This is a genomic window from Janthinobacterium saanense, from assembly GCF_014200675.1.
Lineage (GTDB): Bacteria > Pseudomonadota > Gammaproteobacteria > Burkholderiales > Burkholderiaceae_D > Janthinobacterium.
In genome coordinates, this window is record NZ_JACHCI010000004.1 from 154719 (window position 1) to 178344 (window position 23626).

Annotated in this window: 17 protein-coding genes; 6 read left to right on the forward strand and 11 right to left on the reverse strand. The window is 60.2% G+C overall.

Translation table 11 applies throughout. The annotated features are described in order from the left end of the window. Positions 1-286: 286 nt before the first annotated feature. Both HDE72_RS07840 and HDE72_RS07845 read left to right on the forward strand, forming a co-directional pair. Positions 287-1762 carry a SulP family inorganic anion transporter gene (locus HDE72_RS07840; RefSeq protein WP_183738612.1) on the forward strand — a complete coding sequence of 492 codons (1476 nt, stop codon included), beginning with the start codon at positions 287-289 and terminating at the stop codon, positions 1760-1762. 32 nt (positions 1763-1794) lie between these two features. Then, on the forward strand, positions 1795-2247 hold the full coding sequence (locus tag HDE72_RS07845; protein ID WP_183738614.1) for a hypothetical protein: 453 nt from the start codon (positions 1795-1797) through the stop codon (positions 2245-2247). Here the strand turns inward: HDE72_RS07845 and HDE72_RS07850 are convergent, their stop codons facing one another. The 11 genes from HDE72_RS07850 to HDE72_RS07905 form a co-directional block, all read right to left on the reverse strand. Next, positions 2248-4932 (reverse strand): nitrate reductase, encoded by a 2685-nt coding sequence (locus HDE72_RS07850; RefSeq protein WP_183738616.1) that lies wholly within the window; start codon positions 4930-4932, stop codon positions 2248-2250. It abuts the gene before it with no gap. A gap of 15 nt (positions 4933-4947) precedes the next feature. Beyond that, on the reverse strand, positions 4948-6168 hold the full coding sequence (locus tag HDE72_RS07855) for an NAD(P)/FAD-dependent oxidoreductase (protein WP_183738618.1): 1221 nt from the start codon (positions 6166-6168) through the stop codon (positions 4948-4950). Further along, on the reverse strand, positions 6165-6506 hold the full coding sequence (gene nirD / locus HDE72_RS07860) for a nitrite reductase small subunit NirD (RefSeq protein ID WP_183738620.1): 342 nt from the start codon (positions 6504-6506) through the stop codon (positions 6165-6167). Before nirD ends, HDE72_RS07855 begins: the two co-directional genes overlap by 4 nt. Positions 6507-6515: 9 nt before the next feature. Further along, positions 6516-9041, reverse strand: coding sequence for a nitrite reductase large subunit NirB (nirB, locus tag HDE72_RS07865; protein WP_183738622.1), 2526 nt, complete (start codon positions 9039-9041; stop codon positions 6516-6518). A 10-nt stretch (positions 9042-9051) separates the two neighbouring features. Further along, a complete protein-coding gene (locus HDE72_RS07870) occupies positions 9052-10344 on the reverse strand; it encodes an MFS transporter (protein WP_183738624.1) in 1293 nt (430 codons plus the stop codon). Between the two features lie 320 nt (positions 10345-10664). Beyond that, positions 10665-10940 carry a type II toxin-antitoxin system RelE family toxin gene (locus HDE72_RS07875; protein WP_183738626.1) on the reverse strand — a complete coding sequence of 92 codons (276 nt, stop codon included), beginning with the start codon at positions 10938-10940 and terminating at the stop codon, positions 10665-10667. Continuing rightward, positions 10921-11220, reverse strand: a complete 300-nt coding sequence (locus tag HDE72_RS07880) for a type II toxin-antitoxin system Phd/YefM family antitoxin (protein WP_183738628.1) — start codon at positions 11218-11220, stop codon at positions 10921-10923. The genes HDE72_RS07875 and HDE72_RS07880 overlap by 20 nt, the downstream gene beginning before the upstream one ends. Positions 11221-11486: 266 nt before the next feature. Then, the gene (cobA, locus tag HDE72_RS07885) at positions 11487-12260 is read right to left on the reverse strand and encodes a uroporphyrinogen-III C-methyltransferase (RefSeq protein ID WP_221291199.1); all 774 of its coding nucleotides are present in this window, start codon (positions 12258-12260) and stop codon (positions 11487-11489) included. A gap of 10 nt (positions 12261-12270) precedes the next feature. After that, positions 12271-13386 (reverse strand): CmpA/NrtA family ABC transporter substrate-binding protein, encoded by a 1116-nt coding sequence (locus HDE72_RS07890; protein ID WP_183738632.1) that lies wholly within the window; start codon positions 13384-13386, stop codon positions 12271-12273. A 54-nt stretch (positions 13387-13440) separates the two neighbouring features. After that, the gene (locus HDE72_RS07895) at positions 13441-14097 is read right to left on the reverse strand and encodes an ANTAR domain-containing response regulator (protein ID WP_183738634.1); all 657 of its coding nucleotides are present in this window, start codon (positions 14095-14097) and stop codon (positions 13441-13443) included. Positions 14098-14463: 366 nt separating this feature from the next. Further along, entirely contained in the window at positions 14464-16185 is a 1722-nt protein-coding gene (locus HDE72_RS07905; RefSeq protein WP_183738639.1) for a methyl-accepting chemotaxis protein, read from the reverse strand. A 352-nt stretch (positions 16186-16537) separates the two neighbouring features. Here HDE72_RS07905 and HDE72_RS07910 point away from each other — a divergent pair, with 352 nt between their 5' ends. The 4 genes from HDE72_RS07910 (at position 16538) to HDE72_RS07925 (ending at position 23597) form a co-directional block, all read left to right on the forward strand. Next, positions 16538-18691 carry a TonB-dependent receptor gene (locus HDE72_RS07910; protein ID WP_183738641.1) on the forward strand — a complete coding sequence of 718 codons (2154 nt, stop codon included), beginning with the start codon at positions 16538-16540 and terminating at the stop codon, positions 18689-18691. A 245-nt stretch (positions 18692-18936) separates the two neighbouring features. Then, positions 18937-22008 (forward strand): formate dehydrogenase-N subunit alpha, encoded by a 3072-nt coding sequence (fdnG, locus tag HDE72_RS07915; RefSeq protein ID WP_183738643.1) that lies wholly within the window; start codon positions 18937-18939, stop codon positions 22006-22008. Between the two features lie 13 nt (positions 22009-22021). Continuing rightward, positions 22022-22945 (forward strand): formate dehydrogenase subunit beta, encoded by a 924-nt coding sequence (gene fdxH, locus HDE72_RS07920; protein WP_183738645.1) that lies wholly within the window; start codon positions 22022-22024, stop codon positions 22943-22945. Then, positions 22932-23597: a formate dehydrogenase subunit gamma gene (locus tag HDE72_RS07925; RefSeq protein ID WP_183738647.1), complete on the forward strand. Its 666-nt coding sequence runs from the start codon at positions 22932-22934 to the stop codon at positions 23595-23597. Before fdxH ends, HDE72_RS07925 begins: the two co-directional genes overlap by 14 nt. Positions 23598-23626 lie beyond the last annotated feature (29 nt).

The following is a 23626-nucleotide window of genomic DNA, read 5'->3' on the forward strand; positions in this document are numbered from 1 at the left end:
TTTTTTTGCCTGGAAGATTGCCAGGCATGCCTTTGCCGCCATCTCGCCTCATTGCCTGTACCTTGTTGGACGTGGGCCTATCCGAATGCCATCTTGTATAATGTGAACAGGCTCGGCAATGCCGCACGCCGTACTCCTTCACCCCTTTCCGCCATACCCATGTAGTCATCGATATAGCTTCAGTCCCTATGCCTTCCCATGAGCTCCTGCATCGCCAGCTGGTATGGCTGCGCCTGGTCGCAAGCATGCAGGCATGTTTTTCTATTTCGACTTTGGATATATATCAATGATGACGACAACGTTTCGAGACGTATGGTTCTCGAACCTGCAAAAAAACTTTCTCGCCGGCCTGACCACCTCGTTCGCGCTGGTGCCCGAATGCATCGCGTTTGCCCTGGTGGCCCAGCTCAATCCCCTGATGGGCCTGTATGGCGCTTGCATCATTTGTGCGCTGACCGCCATCTTTGGCGGGCGTCCCGGCATGATTTCGGGTGCTGCCGGCTCCATGGCCGTGGTCATCGTGGCGCTGGTGGCACAACATGGCGTGCAATACCTGCTGGCCACTGTGGTGCTGAGCGGCATCCTGATGGCGCTGTTCGGCATCTTGCGCCTGGGTAAGCTGATCCGCATGGTGCCGCACCCGGTGATGCTGGGTTTTGTGAATGGCCTGGCCATCATCATCGCCATGGCCCAGCTGGAACATTTTCACCAGGGTCAGCATTGGCTGCAGGGAAGCTCCCTGGCCGTGATGTGCGCGCTGGTGGGCTTGACCATGGTGATCGTGTATGGCTTGCCGCGCCTGACCAAATCGGTGCCGCCGGCGCTGGCCGCCATCGTCGGTGTGGGGCTGCTCAGTACGCTGCTGCACCTGCCCACGCGTACCCTGGGCGACCTGGCGCATATCGCGGGCGGCTTGCCCAGCCTGCATTTCCCCAGCGTGCCATTCACCGCTGAAACCCTGCACATCATCTTGCCATATGCGGCCTTGATGGCCATGGTGGGCTTGCTGGAAACTTTGCTGACCTTCAACCTGACCGATGACATCACGCAAACGCGGGGGCAAGCCAACCGCGAGTGTGTGGCGCTGGGCGCATCGAATGTGGTTTCCGGCCTGTTTGGCGGCATGGGCGGCTGCGCCATGATAGGGCAAACCATGATCAACCTGACCTCGGGCGGGCGTACGCGTCTGTCGGGTCTGACAGCCGGTGTGATGATTTTGCTGTTCATCCTGTTTTTGTCGCCGCTGATCGAACGCATCCCGCTGGCCGCGCTGGTGGGCGTGATGTTCGTTGTCGCCCAGCAAACCTTTGCCTGGGGTTCCTTGCGCGTGCTGGGCAAGGTGCCGTTGCACGATGCGCTGGTGATCGTGGCCGTCACGGTCATCACCGTGCTGACGGACCTGGCGACGGCCGTGCTGTGCGGTATCGTGATTGCCGCCTTGAATTTTGCCTGGCAACATGCACGAGAAATGCGCACCGAGACCGATGACAGCACAGCAGGCCTACGCGTGTATCTGCCGCACGGCACCCTGTTTTTTGCGTCGACCGTGCAGTTCCAGGAATTGTTTAATCATGCTGATGACCCGCAGCGGGTGATCATCGATTGCCGCCACTTACACATGAGCGATCACTCGGCGATTGCCGCGCTGGAGAGCTTGTACGAACGCTACGGCAAGGTGGGCAAGCAGTTGCAGGTGAAAAATCTGTCGGCGCGCAATCAACAATTGCTGCAGCGTGCAGGTGTCGCCGCCGACGCGGTGTAGGCTTTTATTTTCAGGAAAAGAGGGAGAGCTCAATGCTGAGCAAGGAACAAGAACTGCGTATTGCGGAAAGCCAGGCTGGCTTCGATACTTATTACGATGCACTGGGCTCGGCGCTGGTCAATTTCGTCGAGCGCCTGGGCATACAGCCTGCGCATGAAGTGCTGACGAATGCCGCAGAATACTTGCCGTATATCGATGCAGCCATGCGCACCATCGCCATTCGCGATGAAAGCTGGCAATGGGTAAAGACCACGCTGGGCTACTTTATCGGCGAATATTTCGTACAGCAATACGCAGGCTGCTGGTATGTGGAAACCCGCCCCGAGTCGCCGTATTTCTGCCGCTACATGGTGGGTGGTTTCGAGCAGGGCTTGCCGCTGGACGCCGCCATCGATCCCGATGAACTGGCGCTGGCGTTTTTGTCCGGCCCGGTGCCGCGCGAACTGGCCAAGCTGATCGAAGATAGACAAGCGCAGCTGGCTTGATTACGTTAGTAGCTCGGCCCGCGTTTCCACCAGCAACTTCTTGATTTCCGGTACGCACGAGCCGCAATTGCCGCCCGCCTTCAGGCAAGCCGTCACCTGAGCCACGCTAACGAGCTTCTGGCTGCGGATCGTCTCGCATATCGTGTTGCGGCCGACGCCAAAACACGAACATACGGTAGGCCCGGTATCGGCGCCTTTTTCTATCGGCTGACCCAGCAGCAAGCCGACCCGGTCTGCTGGCGGCAACGCTTCAAGGGCAAACAGGCTGGCCAGCCAGGCGCGCGAGGGCAAGTCCGGGCGCAGCGATAAAAATATACATTGATCGATGCGCTCGTCCACCAGGTGCACGGCGCGGTACAGGCCGGCGCTGCTGTCTTCGTATTCCAGCCAGTCGGCCTGTTCGTCATCGACTTGCAGCAAACGGCGCGCCCAGGCTGTATGGTCCTTGATGGTATTTCTGCCAGCCAATTCATAACGGGCAAAATCCTTGCCCTGGATACGCGTCCAGTGCGCCACTCTTTCCAGGTCAAGCTCGCGCCGGCTCAAGGCAAAACCATGCCAGTTGACACGGAATTGCTCGACCCGCGCCGGCGTATGCTTGAATTCCGGCTCGCCCGAGACAGGGTCGACCACCGGATTGACCAGCGGGCCGACCCGCGCATCGGACGCCGTCTGGCCGTTCCAGTGGATGGGCACGAAAATCGCGCCGCGCGCAATCCCGCCGCCATGCTGCACCCTGGCCACCATCGCGCCCCAGGGCGTGGCCACCCGCGCCAGGTCGCCGGCGCGCACGCCGTACAGCAAGGCGTCTTGCGGGTGGATATCGACAAACGATTCCGGCACGTGGTCCGCCAGCCGCGCCGACTTGCCGGTGCGCGTCATGGTATGCCACTGGTCGCGCACCCGGCCCGTATTCAGGACCAGCGGATAATCCTCGCTGACGGCGTTGACCGGCGCGCGTGGCACGGTGGCAATAAAACGCGCACGGCCGTCGGCATGCGCAAAGCGGCCATCCTCGAACAGCCGCGCCTGGCCCAGCGGCCATTGCACGGGGTCCAGCTGGTCATACTGTTGTGCGTTCAAGCCTTCCAGGCCTGTCAGGGTAAAGAAACGGGCCGCCACGCCCTCGTTTCGGTAAGTACTCAGGCGCGCATGTTCATCAAAAATCTGCTGCGGGCTATCGAAATCGAAGCCGTCATAGCCCATGCGCTGCGCCACCTGACACAGCGCTTTCCAGTCGGCGCGCGCCTGACCCGGTGCTGGCACGAAAGCGCGCTGGCGTGAAATGCGCCGCTCCGAATTGGTGACCGTGCCATCTTTCTCGCCCCAGCCCAGGGCTGGCAGCAATATATGGGCAAAGGCATTGGTATCGGTGCTCTGGCTGATGTCGGACACCACTACCAGCGGGCATTTTTGCAGCGCGCGCTGTACCTGGCTGGCGTCCGGCATGCTGACCATGGGGTTGGTGGCGATAATCCACACGGCCTTGACCTTGCCGTCTTCGATGGCGCGGAACAGGTCCACCGCTTTCAAGCCGGGTTTGCTGGCGATATTGGGTGAGTCCCAGAAAGTTTGCACTGTCTCGCGGTGGGCCGGATTATCGAGATCCATATGCGCGGCCAGCATATTTGCCAGGCCGCCTACTTCGCGCCCGCCCATGGCATTGGGCTGGCCGGTCAGTGAGAACGGCCCCATGCCGGGCTGGCCGATGCGCCCGCAGACCAAATGGCAATTGATGATGCTGTTGACCTTGTCGGTGCCGGCCGACGACTGGTTTACGCCTTGCGAAAAAGCGGTGACGACTTTGGTCGTGGCGGCAAAGGAACGGTAGAACGCCAGCAAGTCGCGCTCGTCGATGCGGCAAATCTTTGCCACCGCTGCCGGGTCGGCACAATCGACCCTGGCCGCTGTCAATGCGTCAAACAGGCCATTCGTATGCTGCGCCACGAAAGTTTCATCGACCACGCCATGCAAGGCCAGGTAGCACAGCAAGCCATTGAACAGCCATACATCGGTGCCGGGTTTCACGGGCAGATGCAAATCGGCCAGTTCGCAAGTGGCGGTGCGGCGCGGATCGATCACCACCAGTTTCAAGTCAGGCCGCGCTTCCTTGGCCTTTGCCATGCGCTGGAACAAGATCGGATGGCACCAGGCCGTGTTGGAGCCGACCAGCACCACCATGTCGGCCTGGTCCAGGTCCTCATAACAGCCGGGCACCAGGTCTTCGCCGAAGGCCCGCTTGTGGCCCGCTACGGCCGATGACATGCACAGCCGCGAATTGGTGTCGATATTGGCGCTGCCCACATAGCCCTTCATCAACTTGTTGGCGATGTAATAGTCTTCCGTCAGCAATTGCCCGGAGACATACAGCGCTACGGCATCCGGGCCATGTTCGGCGATGGTGCGGCTCCAGCCATCGGCCACTTTGTCCAGCGCGGTATCCCAGCTCACTTGCTGCAAACCTTCCGGGCCGCGCACTTGCGGATACAGCAAACGGCCATCGAGCGACACGGTTTCGCCCAGGGCCGAACCCTTGACGCATAGCTTGCCGAAGTTGGCAGGGTGGTTGTTGTCGCCGGCGATCTGGATGGCGCCATCGGGCAGGGGCGTGGCTGACACGCCGCAACCGACGCCGCAATACGGGCAGGTGGTGCGTACGGAAAAAGGCGGAGAGGAAAGGTTCACGATGATGCCTGATGGTTATGTCGCGGCGGCTTTGCCGAACAGCAAGCGCTGGCGCATGGCGGAAATGTCGCTGCGCTGCTGTATCAGGTCGAAATACCATGGCCCGTCGGCCACGTCGCCATACAGCACGGCGCCGGCCAGGCGGTTGTGTTCCACCACCAGCCGTTTGTAGATGCCGCGGCGCGGATCGCGCAAGACCAGGTCTTCGCTGTCGGGGCCGCCGATGAAATTGCCGACTGAATACAGGTCGATACCCGTCACTTTCAGCTTGGTCGGGCTGGCTTGCTGCACATAACGGCGGTGGCCGTTCCCCGCCAGGTGCGCGGCGCACACTTTCGCCTGTTCCCAGATCGGCGCCACCAGGCCGAAGGTAGCACTGCGGTGCTGCACGCATTCGCCCACCGCATACACGCGGGGATCGTAGCTTTGCAAGGTATCGTCCACAACAATAGCCCGCTCGCAAAACAAGCCGGCTTGCTGCGCCAGCGCAATATTGGGCCGCACGCCAGCGGCCATCACCACCAGGTCGGCGGGGATCTCGCTACCATCCTTGAAGCGCACGGCCGTGACTCTTGCGTTGCCGACGATTTCCGCCGTATGCGCATTGAGCAGAAAGCGCAGGCCCTTGACTTCCAGCGCCTGCTTCAACAGGGCGGACGCTGGTTTGTCCAGTTGCTGGTTCATCAGGGTATCGCTGACATGCACTACGGTGACTTCCATGCCCTGGCGCAACAAGCCATTGGCCGCTTCCAGTCCCAGCAAGCCGCCGCCTATCACCACCGCATGACGGTGATTTTTTGCTGCATCGAGCATGGTGGCTACATCGTCGATATCGCGAAAACCGATCACGCCAGGCAAAGTGTGGCCGGGCACGGGCAGCATGAAGGGTTTGGAGCCGGTCGCCAGCAGCAATCTATCGTAATGCACAGCCAGGCCAGATGCCGCGCGCACCGTCCTGCGCACGCGGTCGATATGCACGACTGGGTCGCCCGCGTGCAGGGCAATGCCGTTTTGTGCATACCACTCGCGCGTGTTGAGCATGATGTCATCCATATTCTTTTCGCCAGCCAATACGGGCGAGAGCAGGATGCGGTTGTAATTGCCGTGCGGCTCGGCGCCGAACACGGTGATGTCGTACAAGTCTGGCGCCAGCTTCAGCAATTCCTCGACCGTGCGCATGCCGGCCATGCCGTTGCCGATCACCACCAGCGATGGCTTTGCCCTGGCGCCTGTCATGCGCCTACCCAGACCACACCGTTCTCTACCTTGACGGGCCAGGTGGCCACCGAATGTTCGGGCGCTTCCAGGCAGTCGCCCGTGAGCAGGTCGAAATGCTGTTTATAGATGGGCGAGGCCACCACGATGCGTTCGCCCATACTGCCGAGCAAGCCGCGCGACAGCACCGAGGCACCGGCATTGCCATCGTAATTGTCGATGGCAAACAGACGTTCGTCGCCGAGCCGGAATACCGCCACCTGTTCGCCATTGACCAGGGCGCACACGCCCGTGTCCGGCACGATGGCGTCCAGCGGGCAAACGGCGGTCCAGTTGTTCTTGATTGAATCCCTGTGCATGATGCTTCCTCAGACTGAGCTGGCGACAATCGGAATAAACTTGCGTTCGTCTACGGTGGCCGGGCGTATCTGACCCCGCTCCTCCACGAACACCACGTTGCTATCCTGTGCATCGCTATTGACGAAATGGCGGAAGCGCCGGCGCGTGGCCGGGTCGCTGACGGCCGCTTGCCACTCGCAGGCGTAGGTGTCGACCACGTGCTGCATGTCCGCTTCCAGTTCTTGCCCGATACCCAGCTTGTCGTCGATCACTACGGCTTTCAGATAGTCGAGTCCGCCTTCAAGGTTGTCGCGCCACACGCTGGTGCGTTGCAAACGGTCGGCGGTGCGGATATAAAACATCAGGAAACGGTCGACATAGCGCACCAGGGTGGCATTGTCGAGGTCGGACGCCAGCAATTCCGCGTGGCGCGGTTTCATGCCGCCATTGCCGCACACATACAGATTCCAGCCTTTTTCGGTGGCGATCAGGCCAATATCCTTGCCTTGCGCCTCGGCGCATTCACGGGTGCAGCCGGACACGCCAAACTTGATCTTGTGCGGCGTGCGCAAGCCCTTGTAGCGGTTTTCCAGTGTGATCGCAAAGCCGACGCTGTCGGCCACGCCATAGCGGCACCAGGTGGAGCCGACACATGATTTGACCGTGCGCAAGGATTTACCGTAGGCGTGGCCCGATTCAAAGCCTGCGGCGATCAGTTCTTCCCAGATCAGCGGCAATTGCTCGACTCTTGCGCCAAACAGGTCGACCCGCTGGCCACCCGTGATCTTGGTGTACAAGCCATATTTCTTGGCCACCTGGCCCACCGCGATCAAGCCATCGGCCGTGACTTCGCCGCCCGGCATGCGCGGCACCACGGAATAAGTGCCGTCTTTCTGGATATTGCCCAGGAAATAGTCGTTGGTATCCTGCAAGCTGGCGTGCTCTTTCTTGAGCACAAAATCGTTCCAGCACGAGGCCAGGATATTGGCCGCCATCGGTTTGCACACATCGCAGCCCAGGCCCTTGCCATGTAGCGCCAGTAATTCCTCGAAGTTGCGGATCTTGCCGACGCGCACCAAATGAAACAATTCCTGGCGCGAGTAAGCGAAATGCTCGCAGACATGGTTGTTGACATCCATGCCCAGCTTTTTCATTTCCGCCTTCATGATCTGCGTCACCAGCGGCAGACAACCGCCGCAAGCCGTACCGGCCTTGGTGCAGCTTTTCAGGGCACCGATGGAGGTATTGCCATCGGCCACCGCTGCGCACAGTGTCCCTTTCGACACGTCGTTGCAGGAACAGATTTGCGCGCTATCGGGCAGGGCGTCCACGCCCAGACCGGGTTTGGCCTGGCCATCCGATTGCGGCAAGATCAAGAATTCCGGCGATGCCGGCAGTTCTATCCTGTTGAGCATCATTTGCAGCAGGGTGCCGTACTCGCTGGCGTCGCCCACCATCACGCCGCCCAGCAAATACTTGCCGCAATCGGAGACGACGATTTTCTTGTAGATCTGCTTGCGCTCATCGGTGAACTGGTACGAACGGCTGCCGGCGGTGAGGCCGTGCGGATCGCCGAGGCTGGCCACGTCCACGCCCATCAGTTTCAATTTGGTACTCATGTCGGCGCCGGTGAAGCTTCCTTGCTCGCCGAGCAGGTGGCGGGCGGCAATGCGGGCCATTTCATAACCGGGCGCGACCAGGCCAAAGGTCTGGCCGCCCCACAGGGCGCATTCGCCGATGGCATACACGTCCGGGTTTGACGTCAAACAACTGTCATCGATGGCAATGCCGCCACGCGGGCCGACTTCCAGCCCACAACTGCGCGCCAACTCGTCGCGGGGGCGGATGCCAGCCGAAAACACAATCATGTCGGCGTCCAGATGCGTGCCGTCGGCAAAGCGCATGCGGTGCGTGCCTTGCTCGCCATCGGTGATCGCCAGAGTGTTTTTTTGTGTATGCACCGTCACGCCCAAGTCTTCGATCTTGCGGCGCAGCACGCGGGCGCCGCCTTCATCGACTTGCACCGCCATCAGGCGCGGCGCAAATTCCACCACGTGCGTGTCCAGCTGCATGTCGCGCAAGGCTTTCGCGCATTCCAGCCCCAGCAAGCCGCCGCCGATCACCACCCCGGTTTTTGAGCGTGACCCGCATTCCAGCATCGCTTCCAGGTCTTCGATGGTGCGGTAGACAAAACAATCCTTGCGATCCTTGCCTGGCAGCGGTGGCACGAAGGGATAGGAACCGCTGGCGATCACCAGCTTGTCGTAGGGCAGCACTTCGCCGCTGCTGACGGTGACGGTTTTTGCCTGCAGGTCGATGGCGCTGGCGCGGGCATTGAGTTTGAGCAGCACATTGCCGCGCTCGAAAAAGCCGGGCGGCACCAGCGACAGGTCCTCGGCCGACTTGCCAGCAAAAAACTCGGACAAGTGCACGCGGTCGTAGGCCGGGCGCGGTTCTTCGCACAGCACGGTCACTTCCTGCGGTGCGCCGCTGTCCGCCAGCTGCGCCAGGAATTTATGGCCGACCATGCCATGGCCGATGACGATGATTTTCATGATGGCGTCCTCAGGCGGCGGCCAGCGCGGCCTGGTCGGCGGCATTGCTGAAACGCACGGCAATCGCACAGACGGCCGACACCAGCACCAGCGCACCGAGGATGCTCAATGTTTGCTGCACATCACCGGTACCCTTCATCAGGAAACCGGCCAGCACCGCGCCGACATTGCCGCCGGCGCCGATAATGCCCGTCACGCCGCCCAGAGCCTTGCGGTCGATGAAGGGCACCAGCGCATAGGTCGCGCCGCAGGCCATGTGGGTGAACAGGCCAAAACCCAGCATGGCGGCCACGGCAAACGTGACGCTGCCCGCATGGGCAAACCACAGCAAGCCCAGGCCTTCGCCTATCATCAAAATAAACAGCAAGGTGACACGGCTGTTCAGGTTACCGCGCAAGGCCAGCTTGTCCGACAGCCAGCCGCCGAGGGCGCGTGCAAACAGGGCCAGCAAGCCGAAGCTGCCCGCCGCAAAGCCGGCCGATTTCAGCGACAAGCCGAAGTGGTCGACGTAATACACGGCGGCCACGCCATGGATAAACAGTTCGATGCCGAAACAGGCGCCATAGGTGACGAACAGCAGCCAGACGCGGTAGTTGGCGCTGGCCGCCTTGAAGCTGGCCCAGCCGCCTTTCTTGCCGCCTTCAATCGCCACGCCATCGGCGCGCAGCTGATCGTAATTGCCGTCCGGGCAGTCTTGCGTATAGCGCCAGTACAAAGCCGCCATCACCAGCATCAGCACGCCCGGCACCAGCAGGGCCACCCGCCAGCCCATGGCCTCGGTGACGCCCAGCATCACCAGCGCACCGAGCAGCAAAGGCATCAGCGCCTGGGCAGCGCCCGCGCCGGCATTGCCCCAGCCCGCCGAGGTGGCGTTGGCCGTGCCCACCACGTTGGGTGCGAACATCACGGAGGTGTGATATTGCGTGATCACAAAACTGGCGCCCACCGCGCCGATACCGAGGCGAAAGATCAAGAAACTTTCATAACTTTGCGACAGGGCCACGCCCAGCACGGGGATGGCGCCCAGCAACAACAGCCCCGTGTACGTCTTGCGCGGACCGTAGCGGTCGCACAGCGGCCCCACCAGCAGGCGCACCAGAATCGTGATGGCGACGGCGGCGATATTGATATTGGCGATCTGCCCCATCGACAGATGGAATTCACCCTTGATCACCGGCATCAGCGGCGCGCAGGCGAACCAGGCGAAAAAGCAGACGAAGAACGCCATCCATGTCAGGTGGAAGGCGCGCATCTGCGGCGTGCCCAGGGAAAAGAGAGTGATGCTGTTTGCTTTGCTGGCCATTTTTCGTATCCCGTTAAAAACAAAAAAGCGTCCGCCCTGCAAGGTTGAGAAACCAAGCCGGGCGGACGCCGTTGTCCTTGCCAGCCCCTCGTTGGACCGACACTTATTGTTCAGGGGATCGCCATTGATCCGCATCTACTCTCTAGCAAACCTTGTGCCAGCTGATGCGCACGGGCTACACGGGGTGGGGCAGGGGGCTGATACGAAAGAAAGGCCAGATGATGGTGCGAGGATGCGCGATTGTGGTGCGGTGACTGTATTTGAGGCGATAAAAAAAGCATGGTCTGCGGTGGCTGTCCGCAGACCATGCTTCTCTCGGCCTATTTCATCCGCTCCCAGATTTTATACACTTCGTCGCCATTGCGCTTGCCAATGACGAGCACTTCAAGTGTATCGTCGGCCAACACATAGATAATGCGGTATTCCCCCACATCTACACGTCGGCCCCCATTGGTTGCTCCCTTCAATGGAGAGCTGTCATGGGGCATAGGGTTCGAAAGCAAATTAAACATGCTCTGGCCTACCTGACGATATTGCTTTGCGTCCAGGCTAGCTAAAAACCTTTCCGCACTTTTGCTAATTGCTAATTTCAACATTGTCGGTATCCCTAAAATCGCTTAGGAATGCGTCGACCCGGTCGGTGCTCGCAAAGCCTTCCTTGCGAGCGAGATCAGCTTTTGCAAGCCAAAGCTGATCCTCGAGTTCTTGAATTTTATTCTGCATTGCATCGAAATGACGCTTCGACACGACGTAGGCCGTTAGCCTGTCATGCCTGGTAATGCCGACAGGTTGGCCTAACGCTTCATCCAACAATTCGCCGAAACGAGTTTTCGCATCCCTCGCACTGAAAATAGTGAAGGCTGCTGCTTCGCCCATGGTTCTCTCCTTTTCAAACGAGATCGGTTGGGAACTCCGAAGGTCGTCCGCACCTGTAATTGCTAAAAAGCCTAGCCTTTGACAGAAAATGAATGATAAGCACGGGAATCCTCCCTGTGACATAGAGTTCATTGTGTTCTAAAGGGTTTAAAAAGTCAAATGAGGCAAAATGATCATTTTGATTATTTTTTGATATGATTGAATTTTTAGTCGTCCTTACCAGCCCCTGAGGCGCTCGACAGTCAGCCCTCTTTTTTGGTTTGAACTCAGTTTGAATTGCCGTAGTTCATGAGCGTAACGGCTTCTTCCGCATCCCACTGATCCGCACAGCGCACCACATCGCCCACCACAATAATGCTGGGGCTGCCCAGTCCGCTGGCCAGCAAGGCGGCGCGCAGTTTGCCCACGGTGGTCAGCAACTGGCGCTGGTCGCTGCGGCTGGCTGATTGCACCACGGCTACGGGCGTGTCGGGCGCCATGCCGCCGGCTAATAATCCTGCCTGGATTTGTGCGCAGCGTGCCACGCCCATGTAGATGACCAGCGTCAGCCGGCTTTGCGCCAGGGCAGCCCAGTTCGGTTCGGAAGCGGCATCCTTGCCGTGGCCCGTAACAAACACGGCGCCCTGGCTCCAGCGGCGGTGGGTGAGTGGCACGCCGATGCTGGCTGGCGCTGCCAGGCCGCTGCTGATGCCGGGCACGACCTCGACGGTTATTCCCTGCGCCATCAAATGAGCGCGTTCTTCGCCGCCGCGGCCGAACAGATAAGGGTCGCCACCTTTCAGGCGCACGACGCGCTGGCCGGCCTGGGCTTCGGCGATCATCAGGCGTTCGATGAATGCCTGCGGCGTGGATTTGCAGCCGCCGCGCTTGCCTACTTCGATCACGCGCGCGCTCGCTGGCGCATGGGCCAGGATGGCCGGGTTGACCAGGTCGTCGATCAAGACCACGTCGGCTTGCTGCAAAGCCTTGACGGCTTTCAGTGTCAGCAAGTCCGGATCGCCGGGGCCGGCGCCCACCAGGGTCACGTTTCCTTGTTGCATGATGATTCCTTTATTTGCGGATGGCGAATGAGGCGGCATAGCGCTCGGGTTCGGTGCCATCCCACACCACGCCATCGATCAGGGTGGAACTGCGCAGCACCTCGGGCGGCAGCGGCGTGGCTGTGATTTCCGCCGCCTGCCGGTACAGGGCTATACGGTTGACCTTGCTGGCCACCGCCAGGTAGTCGGGATCGTCTTTCAGCAAGCCCCAGCGCCGGTGCTGGGTCATGAACCACATGCCGTCCGACAAGTAAGGGAAGTTGACGGCGCCGCTGTTGTAGAACTGCAAGCCGTGCTGCTCTTCCCACACCTGGCGGGTCTTGACGTAGTGCGGCTGGCTGATGGTCTCGAGCATGGTTTGCCTGTTTTCCATCGATGCATCGAGCCAGCGGCCAGCGTCCAGCACGGCTGCAATCAGGGCGCGGCAGCTATTCGGGTATTTGTCGGCAAAGTCGGCAGTCGTGCCCAGCACCTTGCCCGGGTGGTCGGGCCAGATTTGTTGGGTGGTGGCCGCCGTGACGCCGATTGCGTCGTGTACCGCCTTCATGCCCCAGGGTTCGCCCACGCAATAGCCATCCATGCGCCCGGCGCGCAGATTGTCGACCATTTGCGGCGGCGGCACGGTCACCATGCGCACTTCGCGCAGCGGATCGATGCCATGCGCGGCCAGCCAGTAATGCAGATACATGGCGTGGGTGCCGGTGGGAAAGGTATGCGCAAAGGTATAAGGGCGCGGCGCACTGCGTATCAAGCCGGCCAGCGACGCACCATCGACAGCGCCCTGCTGCGCCAGGGCGCTCGACAGCGTGACCGCCTGGCCATTGTGGTTGAGATTCATCAGCACTGCCATGTCGCGCGCCTGGCCGCCTATGCCGGTCTGCACGCCATACATGAGGCCGTACAACACATGGGCGGCGTCGAGTTCGCCACTGCCCAGCTTGTCGCGCACGCTGGCCCAGGAGGCTTCCTTGCTCAGCTCTATCTTGATGCCGTGCTTTTCATCAAAACCCAGCAGCGACGCCATCACCAGCGAGCCGCAATCGCTGAGCGGCAGGAAGCCTATCCTCAGCACTTGTTTTTCCGGCCTGTCCGATCCTGCTACCCAGGCGCTCACATTGTCCGCCATACCACTCCTGATCTGATTGCGCACCATTTCGGTGCATTGCGCGATGTTGTCTGCTCAGTTGCCGAGCAAATCTTCCACGTCCAGTATTCGCTGGGCAATTTCTGCCAGCTTCAATTTCTTGTTCATCGCCATGCTGCGCAGCTTTTGATAGGCCTGCTCTTCCGATAACTGGTGGTGGCTCATCAGCAAGCCCTTGGCCCGTTCGATCACCTTGCGCTCGGCCAGCTTGTGTTTGGTATCCGACAATTCCGCCAGCAGTTTCTGTTCTTGTTTAAAACGCGCCAGCGCCACGTTCAGCACCGGCTGGATGCGCTCGGCCTGCAGGCCGGCCACGATATAGGCAGACACGCCAGCCGCCATCGCCGCATCCATGCTGGAGGTGGCGGCGTCTTCGGTGAACATCACGATGGGACGGCGCTCGTCGCGGGTGGCGATGACGATGTGTTCCAGCACATCGCGCGCATCCGATTCGGCGTCGATGATGATCATGTCGGGTTGCAACTGCGCGATGCGTTCCGGCAGGTAGATATCGGCTGGCAAGGACGCGACGATGTCGTAGCCCGCTTCCAGCAAGCCGATGCGCAGGGCCGCGCCACGCTGGGCCTGGGCTTGCAGGGCGGCATCCATCTCATGGCCGGCAGCGGTGATGGTATTGACCACCACGATGCGCAGCTTGTGCAAGGGCTTGGACAGGGGTGGTCTGGACGGCATGGTGTACTTGATTGCTGATGATGTATGCCTTGTAGCTAAGCAAAAATCGAACCAGAGCAATGTTTTCGCTATTGCAAGCAATATGGATGGGACTGGTGGGGCGCAGGAGTTGTGCGAACGTCATCCAGACCTGAAGGTGGAATTAACGCTCAGCAATAAAATGCAGGATCTCTGCAGCGGGAAGCGGTATTGCCGTGCGCATGACGGCGCCGCAGCAGGAGCAAGTGATTGCGCGCCATGGCGGCGCTGGCCCGGCACCGGCATACAGCTCGATACCTGGATCACCATGCATGAAGACTTGCGCAACCGCCCCGCTGCAGGAGGGCGGGGATGTTGCAACAGGCCTCGGGGTTTGATTAAACCAGCTTAAAACTCTTCCCACTCGCCATCGGCGCTGTTGCTCACCTTGTTGAGCACTTTGGCACTGGGCGCTTGTGGCGACAACAGCGGCGCTGCGGCCGGGGTCTTGCGCACCGGGGCTGCAACCCGGACCGGCACCGCTTGCCGCACGGCAGGCTGGTGCTGATGGCGGCTGGCACTGCTTGCGCTCTCGCTCAGGCGAAATACGCTGACCACGCGCGCCAGTTCGCTGGCCTGGTCTTGCATGGCTTCGGCGGCGGCCGAGGCTTCTTCCACCAAGGCGGCGTTTTGCTGGGTGACCTGATCCATTTCAGTGATCGCCTGGTTGACTTGCTCGATGCCCGCGCTTTGCTCTTCGCTGGCATTGCTGATCTCGCTCATGATGGAGGTCACGAAACCGATGCTTTGCACGATTTCTTCCATCGTCTTGCCAGCCTTGTCGACCAGCAGCGTGCCGGCGCCAACTTTTTGCACTGAATCATCGATCAAGCCCTTGACCTCTTTTGCTGCCGCTGCCGAGCGCTGCGCCAGATTGCGCACTTCGGTGGCGACCACGGCAAAGCCGCGCCCCTGTTCACCGGCGCGTGCCGCTTCCACCGCTGCGTTCAGGGCCAGGATATTGGTCTGGAAGGCGATGCCATCGATGACGGCGATGATGTCGACGATCTTTTTCGAGGAAGTGTTGATGTCGCCCATGGTGGTCACCACATCGGCGACCACGGCGCCGCCGCGGCTGGCAATATCGGCCGCCTCGCTGGCCAGGCGGTTGGCCTGGCGCGCGTGGTCGGTATTCTGTTTGACGGTCGAGGTCAGTTCTTCCATCGACGAAGCGGTCTCTTCCAAAGAGCTGGCTTGCTGTTCCGTGCGCGACGATAAATCCTGGTTGCCGGCGGCGATTTCTGCCGAGGCGGTGGCGATGGTATCCGTGCCGCTGCGCACTTCGCCGACGATGGACACCAGGCTGTCATTCATGGTTTTCAGGGCATGCATCAGCTGGCCCGTTTCATCGCTGCGATCAACCGTGATATTGCTGCTGAGGTCGCCGGCGGCCACTGTTTCCGCTACTTTCACGGCGGCGCGGATGGGGCCGGTGATCGAGCGCGTGATGCTCCAGGCAAAGCCGATGCCCAGCGCCAGGGCCAGCACGCCGAGCTCGAGCAGCAAGGTGCGGGTGCTGGTGTAGGCATCGAGCACGCTGCCGGCAACGGCGTCGGCAGCCTTGATCTGGGTGGCGGAAAACAGATTGACCTGCTGCAGATAGGTCACGCTGAGCGGCATGGTTTCAGTATCGAAAATATGCTTGGCCGACTCCAGGTTGCCATCGGTCTTGGTCTTTTGCGCCTGCGCGCGCGAGGCCAGATAGGCGGCGCGCGCCTTGCGCACCACCTCGAATTGCGCTTGCACTTCCGGACTGCGCACGGAAGCGCCTATCTTTTCCTGCAACTCGCTGGCGTGGGAAGCCGCCGTCTTCAACTGTTCGTCCAGCAGTTTTTCTTCGACCGGATCGCTCATATGGAAGGCGGCGGAACCGCGCACGATATTGGCTTCGATAATCTTGGTCCACTCGGCCACCATGCGCTGGTTTTTCAGGCTGACGTTGACGAGGCGGTCGACCAGATCACTGGATTCTTGCATGCGTACCAGGGCGGTGGTGGTCAGGGCCGCAAGCAATAGCAATACTGCGCCAAAGCCGACACCGAGGCGGCTGCCGATTTTCAGGTTCTTCATGAATTTCCTAACAGTTTAATAATCAAGATCGCCGCGTCGCGGGACGGGCAGGCACGGTGAAGTGCGCAAGATCGGGGCTACAAGCTGCCGGGCCGGCAAGCTGTGGCGATGGGTTTGGTGCTGGGAGGGCGTGCCGCTATCGGCACGCTCCCGATGGCTATCAGTATAACATTTACTTAAGGAAATAGTATCTGATGGAAATAAAAAATGATTTTTTAGTACCATTTTCCTTGTGTTGTATTTTTACATCAAGTTGCATGGTGATAGTAACTAGTACTTATTGCCGTTGAAACCTTGCTGGTAAAATCTAATGATAATCATTCGCATTACTATCTAACTATCAAGGAACGGTATGTCGTCGCCTCGCAAGCCTGCACTCTCCCTCATTTCCCTCGCCGTATTGGGCGCCTTGTCCTTTTCTGCCGTCTTGCCTGGTTTCGCCTCTGCGCAAGACAGCTTGCCCGCCGTGACCGTCACGGCCAGCAAGGACAAGGATGGCTATGTGGCGCCTACTTCAAGTAGTGGTACCAAGACAGAGATGGCCTTGCGCGACGTGCCGCAATCGATCAACGTGGTGCCTGCCGCCATCATCCGCGACCAGCACGCCTTGTCGATCCAGGATGTGATGAAAAATATCCCTGGCGTGGGCTTGTCTACCGGCGACGGCCAGCGCGACCAGGTCTTCATCCGTGGCTTCACGGCCATCGGCGACCAGTTTGTCGACGGCTTCCGTGACGACGCCCTGTATTTCCGCGACCTGTCGAACGTGGAACGCCTGGAAGTGATCAAGGGCCCGGCCGCCGTGTTGTATGGCCGTGGTTCCTCGGGCGGCCTGGTCAACCGCATCACCAAGAAGCCTGGCATCGATATCACCGACGTGGCCTTGAGCCTGAGCAATACGGCGGGGCGCCGTGGCGAAATCGACGTCGGCCGCACGGGCGAAACCGTGGACTGGCGTTTGACGGGCGCGCGCGAACTGTCCGACAGCTACCGTAACCAGCAGTTGCTGAACCGCACGGCGCTGGCGCCCTCGGCCCTGGTGCATTTCTCCAGCGATACAAAACTGTTGTTGCAAGCCGATTACCTGGAAGACCGCCGCCTGACGGACTTCGGCATTCCTTCCTACCAGGGCCGTCCGGTAGACGTTGATCCAGGTACCTATTACGGCGCGGCCAATGCGCGCGATGCAGACTTCAGCCAGTCGCGCGTGGTCTCCACCGCCGCCACCCTGACGCACCGCTTCAGCGATACCTTGTCGCTGCGCAATGCCTTCCGCTATTACGACTACCACCTGGATCGCAACAACACGAATATCTCGGGCAATGTCAATGAAGTCAAAGGCCTGATGAACCTGGGCCACGCCAAGCTCAATCGCGACGAACACGGCTGGTTCAACCAGACCGAGCTGACGCAAAAGCTGGTGACGGGAGACGTCGCCCATGAAGTGCTGTATGGCGTGGAGTTCGGCAAGCAGAACAAGAATGCCAATAGCTGGGCTGCCACCACGGTGGCGACCAATGTGTCGATCTTCAACCCGGTCTTGCCGCAAGTCGACCGCACGGCGCTGGGACCGCGCAGCGACACCTTTGGCGTCTACGACACGGCCGCTGGCTATGTGCAGGATGCGATCACCCTCAATGCCGAGTGGAAAGCGCTGGCCGGCTTGCGCTACGATAGCTTCAAGCAGCAGTCGCGCCTGGCCAATGCTGCCGGCGTGACCACCGCCGACCTGTCGCGCACCGATTCCGCCCTCAGTCCGCGCGCCGGCCTGGTCTGGCAGCCGGGCGCCACCCAGTCGTACTACGCATCGTGGAGCCGCTCGTTCCAGCCTAGCGGCGAAACCCTGGCCCTGGCCGCCAGCAATGCCGACCTGGCGCCTGAAACCACGCGCAATACGGAAGTGGGCGCCAAGTATGATTTGTGGGGCGGCCGCGCCAGCGCCACCGTGTCGGTATTCCGTCTGGAACGCGACAATATCAAGACCACCGACCCGCTGACCAACTTGATCGTACCGGTTGGCAAGCAGCGCACCGACGGCCTGGAACTGACCTTCAACGCTGACCTGAGCGGTGGCTGGAAGATGACGGCCGGCTACGCCTATCTGGACGCGGTGATCACCGATTCCATCGCCGTCGACAAGAGCGTCAACTTGCCGGGCACGACGATTGCCAGCTCGGTGCCATTCAAGGGCAAGCGCGCCACTTTGACGGCCCGCAACAGCGGCAACCTGTGGCTGACCAAAGACCTGGGCGCCGGCTTTACGGTCGGCGGCGGCGCCAACGCCGTCGGCAGCCGCTTTGCCAATCCGGGCAACACGGTGATTTTGCCTGGCTACATGACTGCCGACGTGATGGCCGCCTACCGCACCGGCAAGTATGAAGTGCAGCTGAACGTGAACAACATCACCGACACGCGCTACATCGTTTCCGGCCACGGCAGCAGCCCGAACCTGAGCTTGCCAGGCGCGCCGCGCAGCGTGGCGTTGACGGTGCGCTACAGCATGTAAACAGCGGTCCTGCCGTCTGAGGACAACAGCATGGCCCGGCATCCGCAAGGAGTCGGGCTTTTTTTGCGCCTGATAAAATTAAATAAACATTGACTAATTGCAATAGTATCAGGCGAGTTCGGCCTTGAATGTGGTTGAGGAGTAAAATACATTGATATGGCACAAGTGCAGCGTTACTCCTTTTGGTAATAACGCTTTCCTGGCGCCGTAGGATTTTTTACTTATTCACATGATGGAGGCCTGATATGGTTCAGATGTCCAGGCGCCAGTTCCTCAGGGTCACTGGCGCAACCATTGCTGGTTCCAGCCTCGCCATGCTCGGTTTTGCACCGGGCCAGGCGCTGGCGGAAGTACGGCAATACAAGCTGTCTCGCACCACCGAGACACGCAATACCTGTCCTTACTGTTCGGTAGGATGCGGCGTCCTCTTATATGGACTGGGCGATGGCGCAAAGAATGCCATTTCCAGCATCATCCACGTGGAAGGCGATGCCGATCACCCCGTCAATCGCGGCACCTTGTGCCCGAAAGGCGCGAGCTTGATCGACTTCATCCACAGCCCCAACCGTCTCAAAGTGCCCGAGTACCGTGCACCGGGCGGCACGGAATGGCAGCCGATCTCCTGGGATGTGGCGCTCGACAAGATCGCGCGCCTGATGAAGGATGACCGGGACGCCAACCTGATCGAAAAAAATGCCGACGGCAAGACCGTCAACCGCTGGCTCTCCACCGGCATGCTGGCCGCGTCTGCCGGCAGCAACGAGGTCGGTTACCTGACCCACAAGACAGTGCGCAGCATGGGGATGCTGACCTTTGATAATCAGGCGCGTGTATGACACGGACCGACGGTGGCAGGTCTTGCCCCGACGTTTGGCCGTGGCGCGATGACGAATCATTGGGTCGATATCAAGAATGCCGATGTGATTTTGGTCATGGGCGGCAATGCAGCAGAAGCACATCCTTGCGGATTCAAATGGGTAACGGAAGCGAAAGCACATAACAAGGCCAAGCTGATCGTTGTCGATCCGCGTTTTACCCGTACCGCATCCGTGGCAGACTACTACTGCGCCACGCGTACCGGCACGGACATCGTCTTCCTCGGCGCGATCATCAATTATCTGCTGACGAACGACAAGATCCAGCATGAATACGTGCGCAACTACACGGACATGCCTTTCATCGTGCGCGAAGACTATGCCTTCGAAGACGGCCTGTTCTCGGGTTTCGACAAGGAAAAAGGCAAGTACACCGACAAGGCCACCTGGGATTACGAGATCGGCGCCGATGGTTATGCCAAGGTCGACCCGACCCTGGAACACCCGCGCTGCGTCTACCAGATGATGAAGAAGCACTATGCGCGCTACACGACCGAGATGGTCGAGCGCACGTGCGGCGTGTCGGCGGACAAGTTCCACAAGGTGGCAGAGGCGCTCGCCTCGACCGCCGTGCCGGGACGCGCCGGCACCATCCTGTATGCACTGGGCTGGACGCACCATTCGACGGGCGCGCAAACCATCCGCACCGGCGCCATGGTGCAGCTGTTGCTGGGCAATATGGGCATCGCCGGCGGCGGCATGAACGCCTTGCGCGGCCACTCGAATATCCAGGGCTTGACCGACCTGGGCCTGATGTCGAACTTGTTGCCGGGTTATATGACCCTGCCAAACGAGGGCGAACAGGATTTCGACGCCTTTATCGCCGCGCGCGCCACCAAGCCGCTGCGTCCGAACCAGCTCAGCTACTGGAGCAATTACCGCAAGTTCCACGTCAGCTTCATGAAGACGTGGTGGGGTGATTTCGCCACGGCGGACAACAATTTCGCCTACGACTACCTGCCCAAGCTCGACAAGCCGTACGACTTGATGCAAGCCATCGAGCTGATGCACCAAGGCAAGATGACCGGCTATATCTGCCAGGGCTTCAACGTCATCGCATCCGCGCCGAACAAGCAAAAGGTCACGGAAGCGTTGTCCAAGCTGAAGTTCCTGGTGGTGATGGATCCGCTGGCGGTGGAAACGGGTGAATTCTGGAAACCGCACGGGCAGTACCACGAAGTCGATCCGAGCAAGATCATGACGGAAGTGTTCCGCCTGCCGACCAGCTGCTTCGCCGAAGAGCGCGGTTCGCTGGTGAGTTCTTCGCGCGTGCTGCAATGGCATTGGCAAGCGTCGGAGCCGCCGGGCCAGGCGCGCAGCGACCTTGAAATCATGTCGGGCCTGTTCCTGCGCATGCGCACCCTGTACCAGAAAGAGGGCGGCAAGTTCCCCGACCCTATCGTCAACCTGACGTGGAACTATGCGCAGCCGCATAGCCCGCAACCGGAAGAGCTGGCACGGGAATTTAACGGTAAAGCTTTGGTCGATCTGTACGATCCGAAGGACGCCACCAAGCTGCTGGTGAAAAAAGGCGAACAGCTCGCTTCCTTTGCGCAATTGCGCGACGATGGCACGACCACCAGCGGTTGCTGGATCTTTGCCGGCTGCTGGACGCAGGCGGGCAACCAGATGGGACGCCGCGACAATAGCGACCCGACGGGCATCGGCCAGACTCTGGGCTGGGCCTGGGCATGGCCGGCCAACCGCCGCGTGCTGTACAACCGTGCTTCCTGCGACTTGAAGGGCAAGCCGTTCGATCCGACCCGCAAGTTGATTGCCTGGAATGGCACGAACTGGACCGGCGCCGACGTGCCCGACTTCAAGGTCGATGAACCGCCGGAAAACGGCATGGGTCCGTTCATCATGCTGGGCGAGGGCGTGGCGCGTTTCTTTGCGCGCGGAGCGATGGCCGAAGGGCCGTTCCCCGAGCATTACGAGCCGTTTGAAAACCCCCTGGGCTACAACCCCATGCATCCGAAGAACCCGCAAGCGACCAGCAATCCGGGCGCCCGCGTGTTTGACGATGACCGCAAGATGTTCGGCACGCATGAGGAATATCCGCATGTGGCGACCAGCTATCGTCTGACCGAGCATTTCCACTTCTGGACCAAGCATGCCAAGCTGAACGCCATCATCCAGCCGCAGCAATTCGTTGAAATCGGCGAAGAGCTGGCCAAGAGCATCGGCGTGATTGCCGGTGGCGAGGTGAGGGTCAGTTCCAAGCGCGGCCATATCATCGCCAAGGCGGTGGTCACCAAGCGCATCAAGGCCTTGATGATCGAGGGCAAGCAGGTGCATACCGTGGGCCTGCCGCTGCACTGGGGCTTCACGGGCGTGGCCAAGCCGGGGTATCTGATTAATACCCTGACGCCGGGCGTGGGGGATGCGAATTCGCAAACGCCGGAATTCAAGTCCTTCCTCGTGAAGGTGGAAAAAGCATGATGGGAGATCGATAATGTCTTTGCAATCCTTAGATATCCGGCGTTTGTCCGCTACCACGGTGACGCCACCGCAAGCGCGCAGCCCCGTCACCGGCACCGTTGCCAAGCTGATCGATGTGTCCAAATGCATCGGTTGCAAGGCATGCCAGACGGCCTGCATGGAGTGGAACGACTTGCGCGATGAAGTGGGTGAGAATCACGGCACCTACGACAACCCGACCGACCTGACGCCGCAATCGTGGACGGTGATGCGTTTTGCCGAACACGAAAACGAGGCAGGCAATCTGGAGTGGCTGATCCGCAAGGACGGCTGCATGCACTGCGACGATCCGGGCTGCCTGAAGGCCTGTCCGGCGCCGGGCGCCATCGTGCAATACACCAATGGCATCGTGGATTTCCACCAGGAAAACTGCATCGGTTGCGGCTACTGTGTGGCCGGCTGTCCTTTCGACGTGCCCCGCATTTCGAAAAAGGATGACCGCGCCTACAAGTGCACGCTCTGTTCGGACCGCGTGGCGGTGGGCCAGGAACCGGCCTGCGTGAAAACCTGTCCGACCGGCGCCATCGTCTTTGGCACCAAGGAAGACATGAAGCTGCATGCGGAAGAGCGCATCGAAGACCTGAAGTCGCGTGGTTTCGAAAACGCCGGCCTGTACGATCCGCTGGGCGTGGGCGGTACGCACGTGATGTATGTGCTGCACCATGCAGACAAGCCCAAGCTGTATTCGAACTTGCCGGAACGCCCGCGCATCAGTGCTATGGTGGGCTTCTGGAAGGGCTGGTCCAAGCCGCTCGCGGTCGCTGGCATGGCCGTCACGGCCCTGGCGGGCCTGTTCCATTACACGCGTGTCGGTCCGAACGAAGTGAGCAAGGATGAAGAGATTGAGGCCTTGGAAGAGGCCCAGCGTATCCGGGAGGAACATCATGAGCCACAATGAGGATCATCAACTGCGCGACAAGGATGGCAATCCGCTGATTCAACGCTACAACCCCAACGAGCGTTCGAATCACTGGGTGACCGCCATTACGTTTGTGATGCTGGCCTTGTCCGGCCTGTCCATGTTCCATCCTTCGATGGCATGGCTGGCCAATCTGTTCGGCGGCGGCCAATGGACGCGCATTTTGCATCCGTTTGCCGGCCTGGTGATGTTTGTCTCGTTCGCGATCCTGGTGGTGCGCTTCTGGCATCACAACAAGTTCGAAGAGGGCGACAAGCAATGGCTGAAACAGATGGACGACGTGCTCAATAACCGTGAAGAAAAGCTGCCCAAGATCGGCAAATACAATGCCGGCCAGAAGCTGCTGTTCTTTACCTTGTTGCTGTGCATGCTGGGCTTGCTGGTCTCGGGCATCGTGATCTGGCGCGCGTATTTCGCGTTCTATTTCCCGATCGATATCGTGCGCGCCGCCGCCGTGCTGCACGCCGTGTGCGCCTTCGGCATCATCTGCGCCATCATCGTGCATATCTATGCCGCCCTGTGGGTCAAGGGCTCGATAGGCGCCATGGTGCGCGGCACCGTCACCTACGGCTGGGCGCGCAAGCACCATCCACGGTGGTTTGAAGATGTGGTGCGCGACAACAAGCACTAAGATTTTTGCTTGTTGTACCCCAAGTGCAA

Bases quoted from the DNA above. Each gene is read 5' to 3' on its own strand.
- HDE72_RS07870 (WP_183738624.1), bottom strand. From the start codon at position 10,344: ATGGCCAGCAAAGCAAACAGCATCACTCTCTTTTCCCTGGGCACGCCG.
- fdxH (WP_183738645.1), top strand. From the start codon at position 22,022: ATGTCTTTGCAATCCTTAGATATCCGGCGTTTGTCCGCTACCACGGTG.
- HDE72_RS07880 (WP_183738628.1), bottom strand. From the start codon at position 11,220: ATGGGCGAAGCAGCAGCCTTCACTATTTTCAGTGCGAGGGATGCGAAA.
- HDE72_RS07845 (WP_183738614.1), top strand. From the start codon at position 1,795: ATGCTGAGCAAGGAACAAGAACTGCGTATTGCGGAAAGCCAGGCTGGC.
- HDE72_RS07910 (WP_183738641.1), top strand. From the start codon at position 16,538: ATGTCGTCGCCTCGCAAGCCTGCACTCTCCCTCATTTCCCTCGCCGTA.
- HDE72_RS07840 (WP_183738612.1), top strand. From the start codon at position 287: ATGATGACGACAACGTTTCGAGACGTATGGTTCTCGAACCTGCAAAAA.
- cobA (WP_221291199.1), bottom strand. From the start codon at position 12,260: ATGCAACAAGGAAACGTGACCCTGGTGGGCGCCGGCCCCGGCGATCCG.
- HDE72_RS07895 (WP_183738634.1), bottom strand. From the start codon at position 14,097: ATGCCGTCCAGACCACCCCTGTCCAAGCCCTTGCACAAGCTGCGCATC.
- HDE72_RS07875 (WP_183738626.1), bottom strand. From the start codon at position 10,940: ATGTTGAAATTAGCAATTAGCAAAAGTGCGGAAAGGTTTTTAGCTAGC.
- nirD (WP_183738620.1), bottom strand. From the start codon at position 6,506: ATGCACAGGGATTCAATCAAGAACAACTGGACCGCCGTTTGCCCGCTG.
- HDE72_RS07855 (WP_183738618.1), bottom strand. From the start codon at position 6,168: ATGACAGGCGCCAGGGCAAAGCCATCGCTGGTGGTGATCGGCAACGGC.
- HDE72_RS07890 (WP_183738632.1), bottom strand. From the start codon at position 13,386: ATGGCGGACAATGTGAGCGCCTGGGTAGCAGGATCGGACAGGCCGGAA.
- HDE72_RS07905 (WP_183738639.1), bottom strand. From the start codon at position 16,185: ATGAAGAACCTGAAAATCGGCAGCCGCCTCGGTGTCGGCTTTGGCGCA.
- nirB (WP_183738622.1), bottom strand. From the start codon at position 9,041: ATGAAAATCATCGTCATCGGCCATGGCATGGTCGGCCATAAATTCCTG.
- HDE72_RS07925 (WP_183738647.1), top strand. From the start codon at position 22,932: ATGAGCCACAATGAGGATCATCAACTGCGCGACAAGGATGGCAATCCG.